Origin of the sequence: Pseudomonas frederiksbergensis (genome assembly GCF_017114915.1) — a bacterium.
GTDB classification, from domain to species: domain Bacteria; phylum Pseudomonadota; class Gammaproteobacteria; order Pseudomonadales; family Pseudomonadaceae; genus Aquipseudomonas; species Aquipseudomonas frederiksbergensis_I.
This window is the reverse complement of the sequence record NZ_JAAUOE010000018.1, coordinates 54,691-71,775: the sequence shown is the minus strand read 5'-3', so window position 1 is coordinate 71,775 and position 17,085 is coordinate 54,691. Positions and strand designations below refer to the sequence as shown.

The window sequence follows — 17,085 nt, the reverse complement described above, 5'->3', positions numbered from 1 at the left end:
GCGGCTAATGCTAGCGGAGCAAGGCCAAAATTGCATCCGGTGCGCTCGTCTATTCTGGCTAAGCTGCACATTAGAGGAGCTTTTCGGCTCGGGCTTGAGCCGTACCGGAGTGTTTATGCGTTTTGCCTTGGGGGCACTGCTATCAATCAGCCTGAGCGTCGCGGCCGCCGAAGCGCCGTTGCGCTTTGTCGTGTCCGACAGCTGGGCCATGCCGATGGTGCAGATCGAGCGCGGCCGGCCGACTCAGGGCATTCTGCACGACTTCATGGTCAGCCTGGCGACACAGATCGGCGTGCCAGCAGAATTTCACGTGCTGCCTCGGGCACGGGTGCAAAACGCCATGGACCACGGCGAGGTCGATATCCGCTGCCATGTCTCACCGTCCTGGTTGCCGAGCCTGTCCGGGGACTATATCTGGAGCGTTCCGCTGCTGGTCCAGCGCGACTTGCTGATTGGCCGGCGAGACTCACCCACTTCGGTCAACCCGACACAACTGCCGCGACAGGCGATCGGTACCGTGCGTGGCTATGTCTACCCGACCCTGCAACCGCTGTTCGATGCCGACCGGCTGCAGCGTGAAGACGCGCGCAATCAGGAACAGGTGCTGGAAAAACTGCTGGCCGGACGCTATCAATACGCCGTGAGCAATCAATGGACCCTGGACTGGTTCAACCAGCGCCTGCTGCCCGACCAGCAACTGCAAAGCGTAGCGCTGGTGCACGAACAAACCATCGGCTGCTACGTGCGCAACGACCCCAAGGTGCCCGTGCAACGCATTCTGCGCACGTTGCAGCAAATGAAAACGTCGGGGGAGATCAATGACATCATCCGGCTCTATACCGGCAACCCGGACCAGTAGCAGCCTTCGGCAGCTGCTACATGGAGCGAGTCAGGCAGTCTGGCCGAGTGCCTGCCATTGCGACGGGACGACAAAACCCGCCACCCAGTTCGGCACCTCATTGGACGGCATGGGGCGAGCGATGAAATAGCCTTGAGCGACTTCGCACCCCAGCCGCAACAGCAACTCACCGTGCTCAAGGCTTTCCAGCCCCTCGGCGATCACCTGTCGACCGAATGCCCGGGCCAGGCCAATCACCGCCGTGGTCAAGGCCAGGTCGTCACGATCAATCAGGATGTCGCGCACGAATGACTTGTCGATCTTGATGGTCTGGGTTTTCAGACGCTTGAGGTAACTCAGAGACGAGTAACCCGTGCCAAAGTCACCCAGGGAAAACTGCACGCCCAATGCCTGACAGGCCTGCAAACAGGCACTGACATGCTGGATATTCTCGATGGCCACCGACTCGACGATTTCCAGATCGAGCATCTGCGGCGAGACCTGGGCATGTCGAGCGAGCACGTGCCTGAGCCGGTCGACGAAATCGGCGCGCTGAAAATGTCGCGCCGCGATATTGATACTGACCGGCCAGCCCTGCCCCGCTTGCTGCCAGCGGTGCAACTGCGACAGAACCTGCTCCATCACCCATTCGCCGATATCGATGATAAGGTCGGTTTCCTCCACCAGCGGCAAAAACTCTCGAGGTGGCACCATGCCGTTTTGCGGGTGCTCCCAACGCAACAACGCCTCGAAACCAACGACTTCGCCACGACGCATGTTCACCTTGGGCTGAAAATGCAGGCGCAATTCACCGGCGACCAGCGCCTGACGCACCCGCTCGACGGTCTGGTGAGTGGCCTTGACCTCCTTATCCCGGAACACATCGAACAGATGAAAGCGGTTTCGTCCGCTCTGTTTGGCCACGTACATCGCCTGGTCGGCATGACGCAGCAGGGTTTCGGCATCTTCGTTGTCATGGGGAAACAGGGTGACGCCGATGCTGGCAAACACTTTGATATCCTTGCCGTGCAGCGTGTAAGGCGCCGAGATCGCCCCCAACACGCGGTTCAGCGCCGCGCGCAATTCCGGCAGATCCCGCACATAACGCAACACCAGCACGAACTCGTCACCGGCCAGCCGCGCCACTACGTCTTCGCCGCGCACGATGTCGCGCAGACGCTTGGCCACTTCCACCAGCAACATATCACCACTGGCGTGACCGTAGCCGTCGTTGACCGCCTTGAACCCGTCGAGGTCAAGCATGCACACTGCCAACGGAATGTTTTCCTGCCGGGAGAACTCCAGCGCCTGATCCAGCAAATCCGACAGGAACGCACGATTGGGCAGCCCGGTCAGCACGTCATGCCCGACCCGCCATTGCAGCGATTGCAGCAGTTGGCGTTTTTCGCTGATGTCGAAACGAATCGACAGGTATCGTTCAACGCGCCCGGTGGTATCGTCGAGCACCGGCACCATGGTGCTGTCGACCCAATACAATCTGCCATCCTTGGCGCGATTACAGATTTCGCCCTTCCAGATATCGCCCAGGGCAATGGTGCGCCACATGGCGGCAAAAAAATCGGCGGAGTGCAGGCCGGAGTTCAACAGGCGATGATCCTGCCCCAGCAGTTCCTCGCGACTGTAGCCGGACACGGCGCAGAACTGATCGTTGACGTAGGTAATCCGCCCGTTCAGGTCGGTCTCGGAAAAAATGGCGGCGGCATCCACGGCCCTGCGGTATTTCTCATCCATGAGTGAGGCTCACTGTCGCTAGCGGAGGTACCGCTCGACCAGCGCAGAATGCCCGGAAGAGATGTTTTGAGACGTACTGCGCAGAGACACGTTATCACTCCATGAACAGCATTTTATGGCCTCCCCGGACCAACCAGGCTCAAAGGCCTCGGGCAAGGTAGCAACACCGACTCTGGTAAACATTTCGCAAGGATTTCAGGCCGCTAACGGCCTCTTCGCATACCCGGCAAAGGAAGGCAATACTGGCTGTTTCATATCGCCTAAACTTCAGAAAGCAGATCATCAAAATCCCCTTCCAAGCGGAGATTCTACGAAATGCATCACATTTTGCAAAGCAAGGTGATAGATCATGCGGTTGCCTAATGCAAAAAACTATCGTTAAGTTCTTGATTCTAAATGGGAATTGAGCGATGCAAATTTCAAGTTTGGGTCCAGCCATCCGACGCCACCGCAAGGTCGCAGGGCTTACTCAGGCTGAACTCGGCGAAAAAACCGGTTTTGACCCCAAAACCATCAGCCGCTTCGAAACCGGCACCTATACCCCCAGCGTGGAAGCATTGTTTCTGCTTGCCGACGTGCTGGGTGTGAAGCTGAAAGCCTTTTTCGCAGATCTGGGCGACGAAGATGAACAGCGGGCGTACCTGTTCAGCGTCATACACAAAGCCACCCCGAAGGATCTGGGAAAGCTGATCGCAGCGGTTGACCAGGCCTTGTCCAAGCCTTGATGCCAATAAACGAAAAAAGGAGGCCGACCTGTCGAATGCGACAGATCGGCCTCCTTCTTTATTCGCGCCGTTAATTCGGAAACGACGAAACACCGCCCTGGATTAGCTCCATGGCAGAGAAACAAGACAGTATTTGTAGATAGAAATACACGATAGAGGATTCGTGCTGCGTTATGGTGGCGACCCCACCAGCCACACCCCGGCACACAATGTCACCGCTGCGGCTGCTCCCTTCCAGGCCTGACCGGGTTCACGGCTGATCGTTGCGGGGGGACCGATGGGGTCACCATAACGATGCTCACCTGACGGCGAGCCGCGCCATTGTACCTATCTGAGACGAAGTTACAACCGTTCGAATGGATTAAAAAATATGAGCCGCTTCAAGGACATGCGCTGGCCTTGAAAAGATCGCGACCTGTAGCAGCCTGCGTTCGGCTGCGAAGCAGTCATGAAATCAGACAACCCGGTTTCAGATAAACCGCGAACACCGGGTTTACGACTGCTGCGCAGCCGAACGCAACCTTTGGCAGCTGCTACAAGGCTGCGTTTTTTTGATCCTATTGCGCCAACACCTCATCCGCCCGGCCACCCTCTTGCTGGATCACCAGGTGAATGAAGTGCAACTTGGCGATCACCGCCGACGGCAACACGAACGGATAAAAATCCGGCTGGCCCATGCTGCGGGACAACTCATTGAGCATGCCGGCCAGTTCGATCCACGCATTGACGAATGACAGGAACGCCGGACCGCCGGGGTGCTGCGGGTCGAATAGCGTGCCGGGCGCATACGGCTGGTAATCGAAATCCATTTCCCGCGCACTCATGCCAAAACCCAGGGCGGTGTCCACTGCATCCATCATGTGCAGGTAGTGAGCCCAGGTTTCCGCCCAGTCTTCCCAGGGATGCATGGTGGCGTAGGCGCTGACGTAATGTTGTTGCCAGTCGAGCGGCGCGCCTTGCTGATAATGCCGCTCAAGGGCCTCGGCGTAGCTGGCACGCTCGTCGCCGAACAGGCCGCGGAACGGCTCCAGCCAAGCACTGTTGGCGATCAGCCGGTCCCAGTAGTAATGCCCTGTCTCGTGCCGAAAGTGACCGAGCAGCGTGCGATAGGGTTCGTGCATCTGCACGCGAACCTGCTCACGGTGGGCATCGTCGGCTTCTTTGATATCGAGGGTGATCAGGCCGTTGGCGTGCCCGGTGGTTGGCGATTTGCCTTCGAGGTCAGTACCGATGAAATCGAAGGCCAGGCCGGCCTCTTCGTCCACCGTTTTGGGAATGACCTGTAAACCCAGGCTGATCAACTGCGCCACCAGACGACGCTTGGCGGTTTCCACTTTGCGCCAGCGCTCATGGTTTTCGGGGATCGACAGATCGGGGATGGTTCGATTCAGGCTACAGGCGACGCACAGCGCATCGTGATGATTGGCCGGCAGCAGCCAGTTGCACGCAGCCGGGGAATCGAGATGGGTGCAGCGGCGGAATGCGCCGGCGTCAGGATCGGCGTCAAGCACCCAGGTCTCCGCTTGCGGGCCGGGCTGCAATGACGACAAGCGATTCTGCTGCGGCTGATAACCCAGCGCCGCCGAACAGGCCAGGCACTGGCTGTTGCGAAAGAACAGTGACTGCCCGCAGCGACAATGCCAGACCTTGCTGTTACGCGAACGCTCCCCCATGAAGGGCGCGGCGATACGTGAGCTGAGCTGTTCGAAGAAGTGGTACATGGCGATCTCTCTTTGGGGACTGCCAAGACTAGATCATTGCTCAGACATGATCGTTCCCACATTGTGGCGAGGGGGCTTGCCCCCGTTGGGTCGCGTAGCGGCCCCAAAACCAGCAACCGCGATCTGTCAGACATACCGTGCAAGCAGGATTTGCGACGGCTTCGCCGCCGAACGGGGGCAAGCCCCCTCGCCACAGGTCCCGGGTTAGATCGAGATGTTGTATTCCTTCAGACGAGCCACAAACGCCTCTTCATCCAGCACCTTCAACCCCAGCTCATTGGCCTTGGTCAATTTCGAACCCGCGCCCGGACCGGCGACCACGCAATGGGTCTTGGCCGACACCGAACCGGCCACCTTGGCCCCGAGGCTTTCAAGCTTGTCCTTGGCCACATCACGACTCATCAACTCCAGCGAACCGGTCAGCACCCAGGTCTGCCCGGCCAGCGGCAGACCTTCCACGACTTTCTTCTCGCTCTGCCAATGCATGCCGAAATCGCTTAGCTGCTTTTCGGCGGCCTCGGCGAGTTGACGATTTTGCGTCACTGCAAAGAACTCCCGAACCGAGGTCGCCTGTTTCTCCGGCAGTGCCTGACGCATGTCCAGCCAATCTGCATTCATCACCGCTTCAAGCGAGCCGAATTTGTCGGCGAGCTTCTGCGCCCCGCCCGGCCCGACCGAAGGAATGTTCAGCTTGTCGAGAAAACCGCCAAGCGTGGTGCTTGCAGCAAATTCGGCACCCAAGTCACCCTGATCCTGAATCTGCAAGCCGTGCTTCAACAGATTGGCAATCACCTGCCGGTTATGCGCGTCTTCGAAGAAGCTGTGAATCTCGTGGGCCACTTCCAGCCCGACATCCGGCAAGTACGTGAGCACTTGCGGCAACGCCTGCTGAACCCGCTCCAGCGAGCCCAGAGAACGCGCGAGTACCTTGGCCGTTTCTTCGCCGACATCGGGAATGCCCAAGGCGTAGATGAACCGCGCCAGACTCGGCCGCTTGCTGTCTTCGATGGCACCGAGCAGGTTCTTGCTCGAGAGCTCGGCAAAGCCTTCGAGGTCGACGATCTGCTCGAACGTCAGGGCATAGAGGTCGGCCGGCGAACTCACCAGACCTTCGTCCACCAACTGCTCGACGCTCTTCTCGCCCAGCCCTTCGATGTCCATGGCACGGCGCGAAACGAAGTGAATGATCGCTTGCTTGAGTTGCGCACCACAGGCCAGACGGCCGACGCAGCGATACACAGCACCTTCGCTGATGGTCTCACGGCCCTTGCTGCGCTTGACCAGTTGCGTGCGTTCGACATGGGAGCCGCAGACCGGGCACTGCTCGGGAATCTGCACCGGCCGGGCATCCTCCGGACGGCGCTCGATGACCACTTGCACCACTTGCGGAATCACATCGCCAGCACGACGGATGATCACCGTATCGCCGATCATCAAGCCCAACCGCGCAACTTCATCCATGTTGTGCAAGGTCGCATTGGCCACGGTAACGCCGGCGACCTTGACCGGTTTCAAGCGCGCCACCGGCGTCACGGCACCGGTGCGGCCGACCTGAAACTCCACATCAAGCAACTCGGTGAGCTCTTCCATCGCCGGGAATTTGTGGGCAATCGCCCAGCGCGGCTCCCGTGCGCGGAAACCCAGCTCGCGCTGGGAGGCAATGCTGTTGACCTTGAACACCACGCCATCGATTTCATAAGGCAGCGTATTGCGGCGTAAACCGATGTCGCGGTAGTAATCCAGGCATTCATCGATGCCATGGGCCGATTTCAGTTCATGACTGATCGGCATGCCCCAGGCTTTGAGCTGCAGCAAAATGCCAATGTGCGTGTCAGCGATATCGGCGGAAATCTGGCCGATGCCGTAGCAGCAGAATTCCAGCGGGCGGTTGGCGGTGATCTTCGAATCCAGCTGGCGCAAGCTGCCTGCCGCCGCGTTACGCGGGTTGGCGAAGGTCTTGCCGCCGACTTCCAGTTGCGTGGCATTGAGCCGCTCGAAACCGGCCTTGGACATGAACACTTCGCCGCGCACTTCCAGCGTCGCCGGCCAGCCGCTGCCATGCAGCTTCAGAGGGATATTGCGCACGGTACGCACGTTGACGCTGATGTCCTCGCCGGTGGTGCCATCGCCGCGAGTAGCGCCGCGCACCAGCATACCGTCCTGATACAGCAGACTGACCGCCAGGCCATCGAGTTTGGGTTCGCAGCTGTACTCCACCGCTGCGCCACCACCGAACAGATCGCCGACCGGCAGGTCCAGACCTTCCGTCACCCGGCGATCGAATTCGCGCATGTCGGTTTCTTCGAAGGCGTTGCCCAGGCTGAGCATCGGCACTTCGTGACGCACCTGAGTGAACGCCGACAGCGCCGCACTGCCGACACGCTGGGTCGGCGAGTCGCTGGTGATCAGCTCGGGATGGGCCGCTTCAAGGGCCTTGAGTTCGTGGAACAAGCGATCGTATTCGGCATCCGGAATGCTCGGCTCGTCCAGCACGTGGTAGCGATAGTTGTGCAGATCGAGCTCAGCGCGCAGCTCTAGAATGCGGGTTTGGGCGGCAGTCATGGGTGTTCTCTCATAAAGCAAAAGAGCAGCCGAGGCTGCTCAATCTGTTGATGCTGTACAAATCATTGCAGGAGCCAGCGGTACGGCAAATCTGGCTCCTACAGATCAGCGCTTCTGGGTCAATGCACGGCGTTCGAACTCGACGATGCGCTGACGGTAGTGCTCAATCGTCTGAGCGGTCAGCACGCTGCGCTGGTCGTCTTTCAGTTCGCCGTTCAGCTCCTGGGACAGCTTGCGCGCCGCCGCCACCATCACGTCGAAGGCCTGCTTCGGATGACGCGGGCCTGGCAGACCAAGGAAGAAGCTCACCGCCGGCGTACTGAAATGATCGATATCATCCAGATCGAAGACGCCCGGCTTGACCGCGTTGGCCATGGAGAACAGCACTTCGCCGTTACCGGCCATGCTTTCGTGGCGGTGGAAAATGTCCATCTCGCCGAAACGCAGACCGCTTTCCAGAATGTTCTGCAACAGCGCCGGGCCCTTGAAGCCGGCCGGGTCGCGGCAGATCACGCTGATCACCAGCACTTCTTCGGCTTGTGGCTGATCTTTTTCGGCTACGCGGGCGGACTTGGCGTCATCCGGGAAATCATTGTCACGGCTGCTGAAGCTCGGGCCGCCGTCCAGGTCCAGGCTGAGGTTCATATCGCCTTGCGACGGCTCGCCATGGCTACGCTTGCCGCGCTTGGAACCCGATTCGCGAGGCTCACGGGCAGGCATGCTCACCGACGGCAGATCATGCTCGTCCAGTTGCGGTTCTTTCTGAGTGTCCAGCACCCGGGGCGGGCCCAACAGCTCGGCGCTGGTGTCCTCGTCCGGCAGGTTGGACAGACTTCGATCAAGACGGAACTTCAGTTTTCCCTTGCCGCCGCGCATGCGGCGCCAGCCATCGAAAAGAATACCGGCAATGACAATAATGCCGATGACGATCAGCCACTCGCGCAGACCGATTTCCATGTAATCCCGTGCCTCTATAAAAAATGCTGAAAAATAAGGGGTTTACATGGTGTAAACCGCTTTAAAACGTGGCGCCAACTCTATGTTCTGACAGGCCTTTTGCCACGTATACGAAAAATTGACATTAAACTAGCACGAACAAAGGGACTTTACAGCAGCTATAAGCCACAAGCTCAAAGCTTCAAGCGTAGCCAACCTTGCTTGCAGCTTATAGCTTGAGGCTTGTAGCTCGCTGCTAGGCGTCCACCATCGCCATCGCCTCCTCCACATCCACTGCCACCAGACGCGAGCAACCCGGTTCGTGCATCGTCACCCCCATCAATTGATCAGCCATTTCCATGGCGATCTTGTTGTGGGTGATGTAGATGAACTGCACCGTCTGCGACATCTCTTTGACCAGTCGTGCATAGCGTCCAACGTTAGCGTCATCCAATGGCGCGTCAACCTCATCGAGCATGCAGAACGGCGCCGGATTCAACTTGAAGATGGCAAATACCAAGGCCAATGCAGTCAGGGCTTTTTCGCCACCGGAGAGCAAATGGATGGTGCTGTTCTTCTTTCCTGGCGGCCGCGCCATGATCGTTACCCCTGTATCGAGTAGATCTTCGCCCGTCAGTTCCAAATAGGCGCTGCCTCCACCGAAAACTTTTGGGAAAAGGGCCTGTAAACCGCCATTGATCTGATCAAAGGTATCTTTGAAACGGTTTCTGGTCTCCTTGTCGATCTTGCGAATCACGTTCTCGAGGGTGTCCAGTGCTTCCACCAGATCGTCGTTCTGGGCATCCAGATAACGTTTACGCTCGGATTGTTGCTGGTATTCGTCGATGGCCGCGAGGTTGATCGCGCCCAGGCGCTGAATCCGCGCGGCAATGCGTTCGAGTTCTTCTTCGGCGTCTTTCTCGCTGGCCCCGGCCACTAGGGTGGCGAGCACGCCATTGAGGTCGTAGCCGTCTTCGAGCAATTGATCCTGCAAGGTCTTGCGCCGCACCGTCAGCGCTTGCCATTCCATGCGCTGCTGTTCGAGCTGGCTGCGAATCAACTGGGATTGCTGCTCGGCCTGGGTCCGGCGCTTCTCGGCGTCGCGCAGTTCGCGGTCGGCGTCTTCCATGGCGATTTGTGCAGTCTTGAGCTCTTCGTCGACGGTCATGCGTTTGTCGAGCAACTCTTCGAGTTTCAGCCGCAGCTCTTCCAGCGGCGCTTCGCCCTCTTCGAGATTGAGGCTTAGCTGCTCGCGCTTCTCGGTGAGGCGCTCTGACTGCATTTCCAGCCGCTCAAGGGCCTGACGAGTGGAATCGTGTTGCGCCTTCAGCGAACCGAGGCGCACCGCCAATTGATGCGCATGGTCCTTGTGCTGCCGGGCTTCCTGGCGCACCCGGTCGAGGCGTTCGCGCAAGCTGTCGCGCTGGGCCAGCAGCAACTCACGCTGCTCGGTGTCCAGCGCCATGCTGTCGAGGGCTTCCTGCAATTGCAGGCGCGCTTCGCCGATGTTTTCGTGTTCCAGGGCGCGCTGTTCGCTCAGCTCGGTAAGTTCTTCGTCAAGACGGGTGCGGCGCAGAGTCAACTGCTCGACCTTGGCTTTGCCGGCGGACAGCTGGGCTTTCAATTCGCCCTGCTGACGCGCTTCGTCTTGCAGCAAACGGCGCAAATGTTCGCGGCCGTTTTCCTGCTGACGCTGTTGCGCCCTGAGATTCTGAAGTTCGGTTTCCAGGGTTTCGACCGTGGCCTCGCGCTCTTCGCGCTCTAGGCCCAACCGCTGGATTTCCTGACCCCGGGCGAGTACGCCGCTTTGCGCTTCGCTGGCCCGACGCACGCGCAAAAAGTGTCGACCGACCCAGTAACCGTCGCGGCTGATCAGGCTTTGGCCGGCAGCCAATTGACCGCGCAAGGCCAACGCCTGTTCAAGGCTGTCGACCGGTTTGACCTGCCCCAGCCACGGCGACAGATCGATCTGTGCCTCGACCTTGTCGAGCAAACTGCCCGGCATGCGCACGCCATCGCTGGCCGGGCTGAGCAGACGCAAATCGCCTTGGGCAAACCCGGCCAGATCGAAATCACCGAAGTCGTCCACCAGCACCGCTTGCAGGTCGGCGCCGAGCACGGTTTCCACCGCCAGCTCCCAACCCGCTTCAACTTTCAGGCCTTCGGCCAGGCGCGGACGATCCGCCAGATGCTGTTCGCGCAGCCATTCGGCGGTGCCGGTGCCCGGATCGAGGGCGGCTTGCTGCAAGGCTTCCAAAGACGCCAGCCGACCGTTGAGGCGCTGCAAATCACCTTGGGCCTGCTGCTGCGCCGAAAGCGCTTGTTGCAGTTGCTGACGCAGTTGCTCAAGGCGTTCGACTTGCGCTTCTTCGCTGGCCTGCAAGTCTTCGAGCGTGGCCTCGGACGCGGCCAATTGCTCGCTGAGTTCCATGATCGCCGCGTCTTCCGGGTCTGCCGAAAGCAACGCGCGCTCTTCGGCCAGACGCTTCTGGCGATCGGACAGGCGTTCCAGGCTGGTTTCCAGCTGCTGGATCCGCGACTGCTGAACTTCAGCCTGGCGACGGGGCTCGGCGGCGGTGAGGTTGAAGGTGTCCCACTGCTCCTGCCAGCCGTGCATGGTGATTTCGGACTCTTCCAGCGCGGCGGCGGCTTCTTCGGCGGCGGCGCTGGTGACTTCCTGCTCGGGGGTGAGCATGTCCAGCTCTTCGCCCAGGGTCAGCAGCAAGGTACGGTCGTGGCCCAAGTGCGATTCGGTTTCCTGGCGCGCGCGTTCGGCTTCTTTCAAGTCGTCCTGCAACTGACGCAAACGCTGCTGACCGTGCTGGATGCTCTGCTCGACCCGGGCGATGTCACCGCCGACCGAATAGAAGCGCCCCTGCACCAGATTGAAGCGTTCGGACAGATCGTGATGACCGTCGCGCAGGCGCTCGATGGCCGCGTCGGCATTGCGTTGCTCGGCCACCAGGGCTTCGAAGGTGATTTCCTGGGTGCCGATGATCGACTCACGCTGGCCGACCTGCTCGTTCAGTGCCTGCCAGCGCAGAGCCGACAGTTGGGCCTTGAGCTGACGTTCTTCGCCCTTGTATTCCTGATACTTCTTGGCGGCCTCGGCCTGGCGGTGCAAGCGTTCAAGCTGACGCTCGAGCTCTTCGCGCAGGTCGGTCAGGCGGGCCAGGTTTTCGTGGGTGCGGCGGATGCGGTTTTCGGTCTCGCGCCGACGCTCCTTGTACTTGGAGATGCCCGCCGCTTCTTCGATAAAGTTACGCAGGTCTTCGGGCTTGGCTTCGATCAGCTTGGAAATCATCCCCTGCTCGATGATCGAATAGCTGCGCGGGCCGAGACCGGTGCCGAGGAAGATATCGGTGATGTCACGACGGCGGCATTTGGCGCCGTTGAGGAAATAACTGTTCTGACTGTCGCGCGTCACTTTGCGGCGAATGGAGATTTCCGCGTAGGCGGCATATTCGCCGATCAAAGTACCGTCGGAGTTATCGAACACCAGCTCGATGCTCGCCTGACTCACCGGTTTGCGGCTGGTGGAGCCGTTGAAGATGACGTCGGTCATCGACTCGCCGCGCAAGTTCTTGGCCGAGCTCTCGCCCATCACCCAACGCACGGCATCGATGATGTTCGACTTGCCGCAACCATTGGGCCCGACCACTGCCGCCATGTTACTGGGGAAGTTCACCGTGGTCGGGTCGACGAAGGATTTGAACCCCGCCAGTTTGATGCACTTGAGCCGCACGCTTAAGCGACCGTCAAGGCAGAAACCACCAGATCGCAACTGCGCTGGGCATACGCCGTCAGCACCACGCGGATCTGCGCAAAATCACGGGCCAGCACCGCGGCCAGCAGGCGTTCGAACAGCTCCAGGAACTCGCTCATCGAGGCCTTGCGCTGATCCAGCGCGAGGAAATACGCGCGGCTCATGGCTGGCTGCAGATTCTCGACGGTTTCCTGCAAGTACGGATTGTTGGCGAACGGATACGCGGCACGCATCACACTGAAGCTGTCGTCGACGAAGGTGCGGATGTCCTGGCGCTCGTAGCTGGCGGTCAAGCGCTGCTGGATCTCCACGAACGGCGCCATGTCGGCCTGGGTTTGCCAGCCGTTGGCCACGGCGTTGCCGAGCAGGATGTACAGCTCGCTCATCAGCGCGCACAGGCTGCGCACCTTGTGCGCGGTCAGTTCGGTCACGTGGGCGCCCCGTCGCGGCAAAATCGCGATCAAGTGGCGGCGCTCGAGGATCAGCAAGGCTTCACGGACTGAACCGCGGCTGACATTGAGGGCCAGCGTGACCTTCTGTTCCTGGATGCGCTCCCCCGGCTTCATTTCGCCGCGAATGATACGTTCGGCGAGGTGGTGAGCGATTTGCTCGGCGAGGCTGTCCGGCGCCTTGAACGTCATGGTTGTCCTTCAAACTCTTCGATCTGCACAAGCGGCGCAGTGTAGCGCAATTGAGGGGTCATGGCGGAGTGCCCACCCGGCGGTTTTTGGCACGATTCCAGCAAAAAGCAGGCTAACCCGTGAGGGTCAATAATGAAGGAACGAGTCGTTGATCGACAAAATGCTATTTCCTGACCCTTAAGTCAGAAAATCATTGACCGAAAAGTCAGACCTGATAAATTCGGCTCATGTCGGTTAACAACAATAATGAGTTTACGAGGCCATCCGTGATCCAGTTTTTATTAAACCAGGAACTCCGTAGCGAGCACGCCCTGGACCCGAACCTGACCGTGCTCAATTACTTGCGCGAACATGTGGGCAAACCCGGCACCAAAGAAGGCTGCGCCAGCGGTGACTGTGGCGCCTGCACCGTGGTGGTCGGCGAGCTGCAGACGGACGACGATGGCCGCGAACACATTCGCTATCGCAGCCTCAACTCGTGCCTGACCTTTGTATCGTCGCTGCACGGCAAGCAATTGATCAGCGTCGAAGACCTCAAGCACCAAGGCCAGCTGCACAGCGTGCAGAAAGCCATGGTCGAGTGCCATGGCTCGCAGTGCGGTTTCTGCACGCCGGGCTTTGTCATGTCGCTGTTCGCCCTGCAAAAGAACAGCGATCAACCGGACGCCCACAAGGCCCATGAAGCCCTGGCCGGCAACCTCTGCCGTTGCACCGGTTATCGGCCGATTCTGGCCGCCGCCGAGCAATCCTGCTGCGCCAAGCAACCGGACCAGTTCGATGCCCGCGAGGCCGACACCATCGCTCGCCTGAAAGCCATCGCCCCCACCGACATCGGCGAACTCAACAGTGGCGACAAGCGCTGCCTGGTGCCGTTGACCGTGGCCGATCTGGCCGACCTCTATGATGCTTATCCACAGGCGCGCCTGTTGGCCGGCGGCACCGACCTGGCGCTGGAAGTCACGCAGTTCCACCGCACCTTGCCGGTGATGATCTACGTCGGCAACGTCGCCGAAATGAAACGCATCGAACGCTTCGACGATCGTCTGGAAATCGGCGCCGCCACCGCCCTCTCCGACTGCTACGACGCCCTGAAGGCCGAGTACCCGGACTTCGGCGAATTGCTGCAGCGCTTCGCCTCCTTGCAGATTCGCAACCAGGGCACCCTCGGCGGCAACATCGGCAACGCCTCGCCGATCGGTGACTCACCACCGCTGCTGATCGCCCTCGGCGCGCAGATTGTCCTGTGCAAAGGCGAAACCCGCCGCACCCTGGCGCTGGAAGATTACTTCATCGATTACCGGGTGACCGCGCGCCAGGAAAGCGAGTTCATCGAGAAGATCATCGTGCCGCGCGCCAGCGCCGAGCAGCTGTTCCGTGCCTACAAGGTGTCGAAGCGTCTGGACGATGACATTTCCGCGGTCTGCGCCGCCTTCAACCTGCGTATCGACAATGGCGTGATCGCCGACGCCCGCGTTGCTTTCGGCGGCATGGCGGCCATCCCCAAACGCGCGAAAAACTGCGAAGCCGCGCTGGTTGGCGCACCGTTCAATAACGCCACCATCGAACGCGCCTGTGCCGCACTGGCCGAAGATTTCACACCGCTCTCGGACTTCCGCGCCAGCAAGGAATACCGCCTGCTCAGCGCGCAGAACCTGCTGCGCAAATACTTCATCGAACTGCAAACACCGCACATCGAGACTCGGGTGACCGCTTATGTCTAATCATCACGCCGTAGAGAAGACCCAAGCCGAACTGGCTGAATTGTTCGCCAAGGACCTGACCACCGGAGTCGGCCGCAGCGTCAAGCATGACAGCGCCGACAAGCACGTGTCCGGTGAAGCGCAGTACATCGACGATCGGCTGGAGTTCCCCAATCAGCTGCACGTTTACGCACGCCTGTCGGACCGCGCCCACGCGAAAATCATCCGCATCGACACCCAACCCTGCTACGCCTTCGAAGGCGTGCGCATCGCCATCACCCACGAAGACGTGCCGGGCCTGAAAGACATCGGCCCGCTGTTGCCGGGCGATCCATTGCTGGCCATCGATGACGTGCAGTTCGTCGGTCAACCGGTGCTCGCCGTCGCGGCGAAAGACCTGGAAACCGCGCGCAAAGCGGCCATGGCGGCGATCATCGAATACGAAGACCTCGAACCCGTGCTGGACGTGGTCGAAGCCCTGCGCAAACGCCATTTCGTACTCGATAGCCACACCCATCAGCGTGGCGATTCGGCCACTGCGCTGGCCACCGCTGAGCATCGCATTCAAGGCACGCTGCACATCGGCGGCCAGGAACACTTTTATCTGGAAACCCAAATCTCTTCGGTGATGCCGACCGAAGACGGCGGGATGATCGTTTACTGCTCGACCCAGAACCCCACTGAAGTGCAGAAACTGGTGGCCGAAGTGCTGGACGTGTCGATGAACAAAATCGTCGTCGACATGCGCCGCATGGGCGGTGGTTTCGGCGGCAAGGAAACCCAGGCGGCCAGCCCGGCGTGCCTGTGCGCGGTGGTTGCGCACCTGACCGGTCAGCCGACCAAAATGCGCCTGCCACGGGTCGAAGACATGCTGATGACCGGCAAACGTCACCCGTTCTACGTCGAGTACGACGTGGGCTTCGACAGCACCGGCCGTCTGCACGGCATCGCCCTGGAACTGGCCGGCAACTGCGGTTGCTCGCCGGATTTGTCGGCGTCGATTGTCGACCGTGCGATGTTCCATGCCGACAACTCGTACTACCTGGGCGATGCGACCATCAATGGTCACCGCTGCAAGACCAACACCGCGTCGAACACCGCTTACCGTGGCTTCGGTGGCCCCCAAGGCATGGTCGCCATCGAAGAAGTGATGGATGCGATTGCCCGCCATTTGGGCCTCGATCCGCTGGCGGTGCGCAAGGCCAACTACTACGGCAAGACCGAGCGCAACGTCACCCATTACTACCAGACCGTCGAGCACAACATGCTCGAGGAAATGACCGCCGAACTGGAAGCCAGCAGCCAGTACGCCGAGCGTCGCGAAGCGATCCGTCGCTACAACGCCAACAGCCCGGTCCTGAAAAAAGGCCTGGCGCTGACCCCGGTGAAATTCGGCATTTCCTTCACCGCCAGCTTCCTCAACCAGGCCGGTGCGCTGGTGCATGTCTACACCGACGGCAGCATCCACCTGAACCATGGCGGCACCGAAATGGGCCAGGGCCTGAACACCAAGGTTGCGCAAGTGGTGGCTGAAGTGTTCCAGGTGGAAATGGATCGGGTGCAGATCACCGCGACCAACACCGACAAAGTACCGAACACCTCACCGACCGCGGCTTCGAGCGGCGCCGACCTCAACGGTAAAGCCGCGCAGAACGCAGCAGAAATCATCAAGAAACGCCTGGTGGAGTTTGCTGCGCGGCAATATAAGGTCAGCGAAGAAGACGTGGAATTCCACAATGGTCATGTGCGGGTTCGCGATCACATCCTGACGTTCGAGGCGCTGATCCAGCAGGCGTATTTCGCTCAAGTTTCCTTGTCGAGCACCGGGTTCTACAAGACCCCGAAAATCTACTACGACCGCAGCCAGGCCCGGGGCCGGCCGTTCTACTACTACGCCTTCGGTGCAGCCTGCGCCGAGGTGATCGTCGACACCCTGACCGGCGAGTACAAGATGCTGCGCACCGACATCCTCCACGACGTCGGTGACTCGCTGAACCCGGCGATCGACATCGGCCAGGTCGAGGGCGGTTTCATCCAGGGCATGGGCTGGCTGACCATGGAAGAACTGGTGTGGAACGACAAAGGCAAACTGATGACCAACGGCCCGGCCAGCTACAAGATCCCGGCGGTGGCGGACATGCCGCTGGACCTGCGGGTGAAGCTGGTGGAAAACCGCAAGAATCCGGAAGACACGGTGTTCCATTCCAAGGCCGTAGGTGAGCCGCCGTTCATGCTCGGCATCGCCGCGTGGTGCGCGATCAAGGACGCCGTGGCGAGCCTGGGCGACTACAGGCATCAACCGAAAATCGACGCGCCGGCGACGCCGGAGCGGGTGTTGTGGGGCTGTGAGCAGATGCGGCGGTTGAAGGCGGTGAAAACCGTGGATGCCGAATCCGAGGTGGTGGTTTGATCGTTCCCACGCTTGGCGTGGGAATGCAGCCCGC

At 60.1% G+C, this 17,085-nt stretch carries 10 protein-coding genes and 1 other RNA gene; 4 read left to right on the top strand and 7 right to left on the bottom strand.

Annotated elements, in window-relative coordinates; translation table 11 throughout:
- Window positions 1–115: 115 nt before the first annotated feature.
- Window positions 116–859 (top strand): substrate-binding periplasmic protein, encoded by a 744-nt coding sequence (locus tag HCU66_RS14945; protein ID WP_205889204.1) that lies wholly within the window; start codon window positions 116–118, stop codon window positions 857–859.
- Between the two features lie 30 nt (window positions 860–889).
- Here HCU66_RS14945 and HCU66_RS14940 read toward each other — a convergent pair whose 3' ends face one another.
- Window positions 890–2,590 (bottom strand): putative bifunctional diguanylate cyclase/phosphodiesterase, encoded by a 1,701-nt coding sequence (locus HCU66_RS14940; RefSeq protein WP_205889203.1) that lies wholly within the window; start codon window positions 2,588–2,590, stop codon window positions 890–892.
- A gap of 410 nt (window positions 2,591–3,000) precedes the next feature.
- Between HCU66_RS14940 and HCU66_RS14935 the strand changes: the two genes are divergently transcribed.
- Window positions 3,001–3,315, top strand: a complete 315-nt coding sequence (locus HCU66_RS14935; RefSeq protein ID WP_205889202.1) for a helix-turn-helix domain-containing protein — start codon at window positions 3,001–3,003, stop codon at window positions 3,313–3,315.
- A 183-nt stretch (window positions 3,316–3,498) separates the two neighbouring features.
- Here HCU66_RS14935 and ffs read toward each other — a convergent pair.
- The 6 genes from ffs to HCU66_RS14905 form a co-directional block, all read right to left on the bottom strand.
- Window positions 3,499–3,595, bottom strand: an RNA gene (gene ffs / locus HCU66_RS14930) — signal recognition particle sRNA small type.
- 277 nt (window positions 3,596–3,872) lie between these two features.
- Window positions 3,873–5,036 (bottom strand): zinc-binding metallopeptidase family protein, encoded by a 1,164-nt coding sequence (locus HCU66_RS14925; protein ID WP_205889201.1) that lies wholly within the window; start codon window positions 5,034–5,036, stop codon window positions 3,873–3,875.
- A 204-nt stretch (window positions 5,037–5,240) separates the two neighbouring features.
- Window positions 5,241–7,598: an NAD-dependent DNA ligase LigA gene (gene ligA / locus HCU66_RS14920; protein ID WP_205889200.1), complete on the bottom strand. Its 2,358-nt coding sequence runs from the start codon at window positions 7,596–7,598 to the stop codon at window positions 5,241–5,243.
- A 105-nt stretch (window positions 7,599–7,703) separates the two neighbouring features.
- On the bottom strand, window positions 7,704–8,555 hold the full coding sequence (gene zipA / locus HCU66_RS14915; protein ID WP_205889199.1) for a cell division protein ZipA: 852 nt from the start codon (window positions 8,553–8,555) through the stop codon (window positions 7,704–7,706).
- 235 nt (window positions 8,556–8,790) lie between these two features.
- Window positions 8,791–12,279, bottom strand: a complete 3,489-nt coding sequence (smc, locus tag HCU66_RS14910) for a chromosome segregation protein SMC (RefSeq protein WP_205889198.1) — start codon at window positions 12,277–12,279, stop codon at window positions 8,791–8,793.
- Window positions 12,280–12,281: 2 nt separating this feature from the next.
- A complete protein-coding gene (locus HCU66_RS14905) occupies window positions 12,282–12,941 on the bottom strand; it encodes a GntR family transcriptional regulator (RefSeq protein WP_205889197.1) in 660 nt (219 codons plus the stop codon).
- A 266-nt stretch (window positions 12,942–13,207) separates the two neighbouring features.
- Between HCU66_RS14905 and xdhA the strand changes: the two genes are divergently transcribed.
- Both xdhA and xdhB read left to right on the top strand, forming a co-directional pair.
- Window positions 13,208–14,662: a xanthine dehydrogenase small subunit gene (gene xdhA / locus HCU66_RS14900; protein WP_205889196.1), complete on the top strand. Its 1,455-nt coding sequence runs from the start codon at window positions 13,208–13,210 to the stop codon at window positions 14,660–14,662.
- Complete coding sequence (gene xdhB, locus HCU66_RS14895; RefSeq protein WP_205889195.1) at window positions 14,655–17,051, top strand: xanthine dehydrogenase molybdopterin binding subunit; 2,397 nt, start codon at window positions 14,655–14,657, stop codon at window positions 17,049–17,051. Before xdhA ends, xdhB begins: the two co-directional genes overlap by 8 nt.
- Window positions 17,052–17,085: the final 34 nt, after the last annotated feature.

What these genes read in the sequence shown, in the direction of transcription:
- zipA (WP_205889199.1), bottom strand. Translation starts at nt 8,555, where the DNA reads ATGGAAATCGGTCTGCGCGAGTGGCTGATCGTCATCGGCATTATTGTC.
- HCU66_RS14935 (WP_205889202.1), top strand. Translation starts at nt 3,001, where the DNA reads ATGCAAATTTCAAGTTTGGGTCCAGCCATCCGACGCCACCGCAAGGTC.
- HCU66_RS14940 (WP_205889203.1), bottom strand. Translation starts at nt 2,590, where the DNA reads ATGGATGAGAAATACCGCAGGGCCGTGGATGCCGCCGCCATTTTTTCC.
- xdhB (WP_205889195.1), top strand. Translation starts at nt 14,655, where the DNA reads ATGTCTAATCATCACGCCGTAGAGAAGACCCAAGCCGAACTGGCTGAA.
- ligA (WP_205889200.1), bottom strand. Translation starts at nt 7,598, where the DNA reads ATGACTGCCGCCCAAACCCGCATTCTAGAGCTGCGCGCTGAGCTCGAT.
- HCU66_RS14925 (WP_205889201.1), bottom strand. Translation starts at nt 5,036, where the DNA reads ATGTACCACTTCTTCGAACAGCTCAGCTCACGTATCGCCGCGCCCTTC.
- HCU66_RS14945 (WP_205889204.1), top strand. Translation starts at nt 116, where the DNA reads ATGCGTTTTGCCTTGGGGGCACTGCTATCAATCAGCCTGAGCGTCGCG.
- HCU66_RS14905 (WP_205889197.1), bottom strand. Translation starts at nt 12,941, where the DNA reads ATGACGTTCAAGGCGCCGGACAGCCTCGCCGAGCAAATCGCTCACCAC.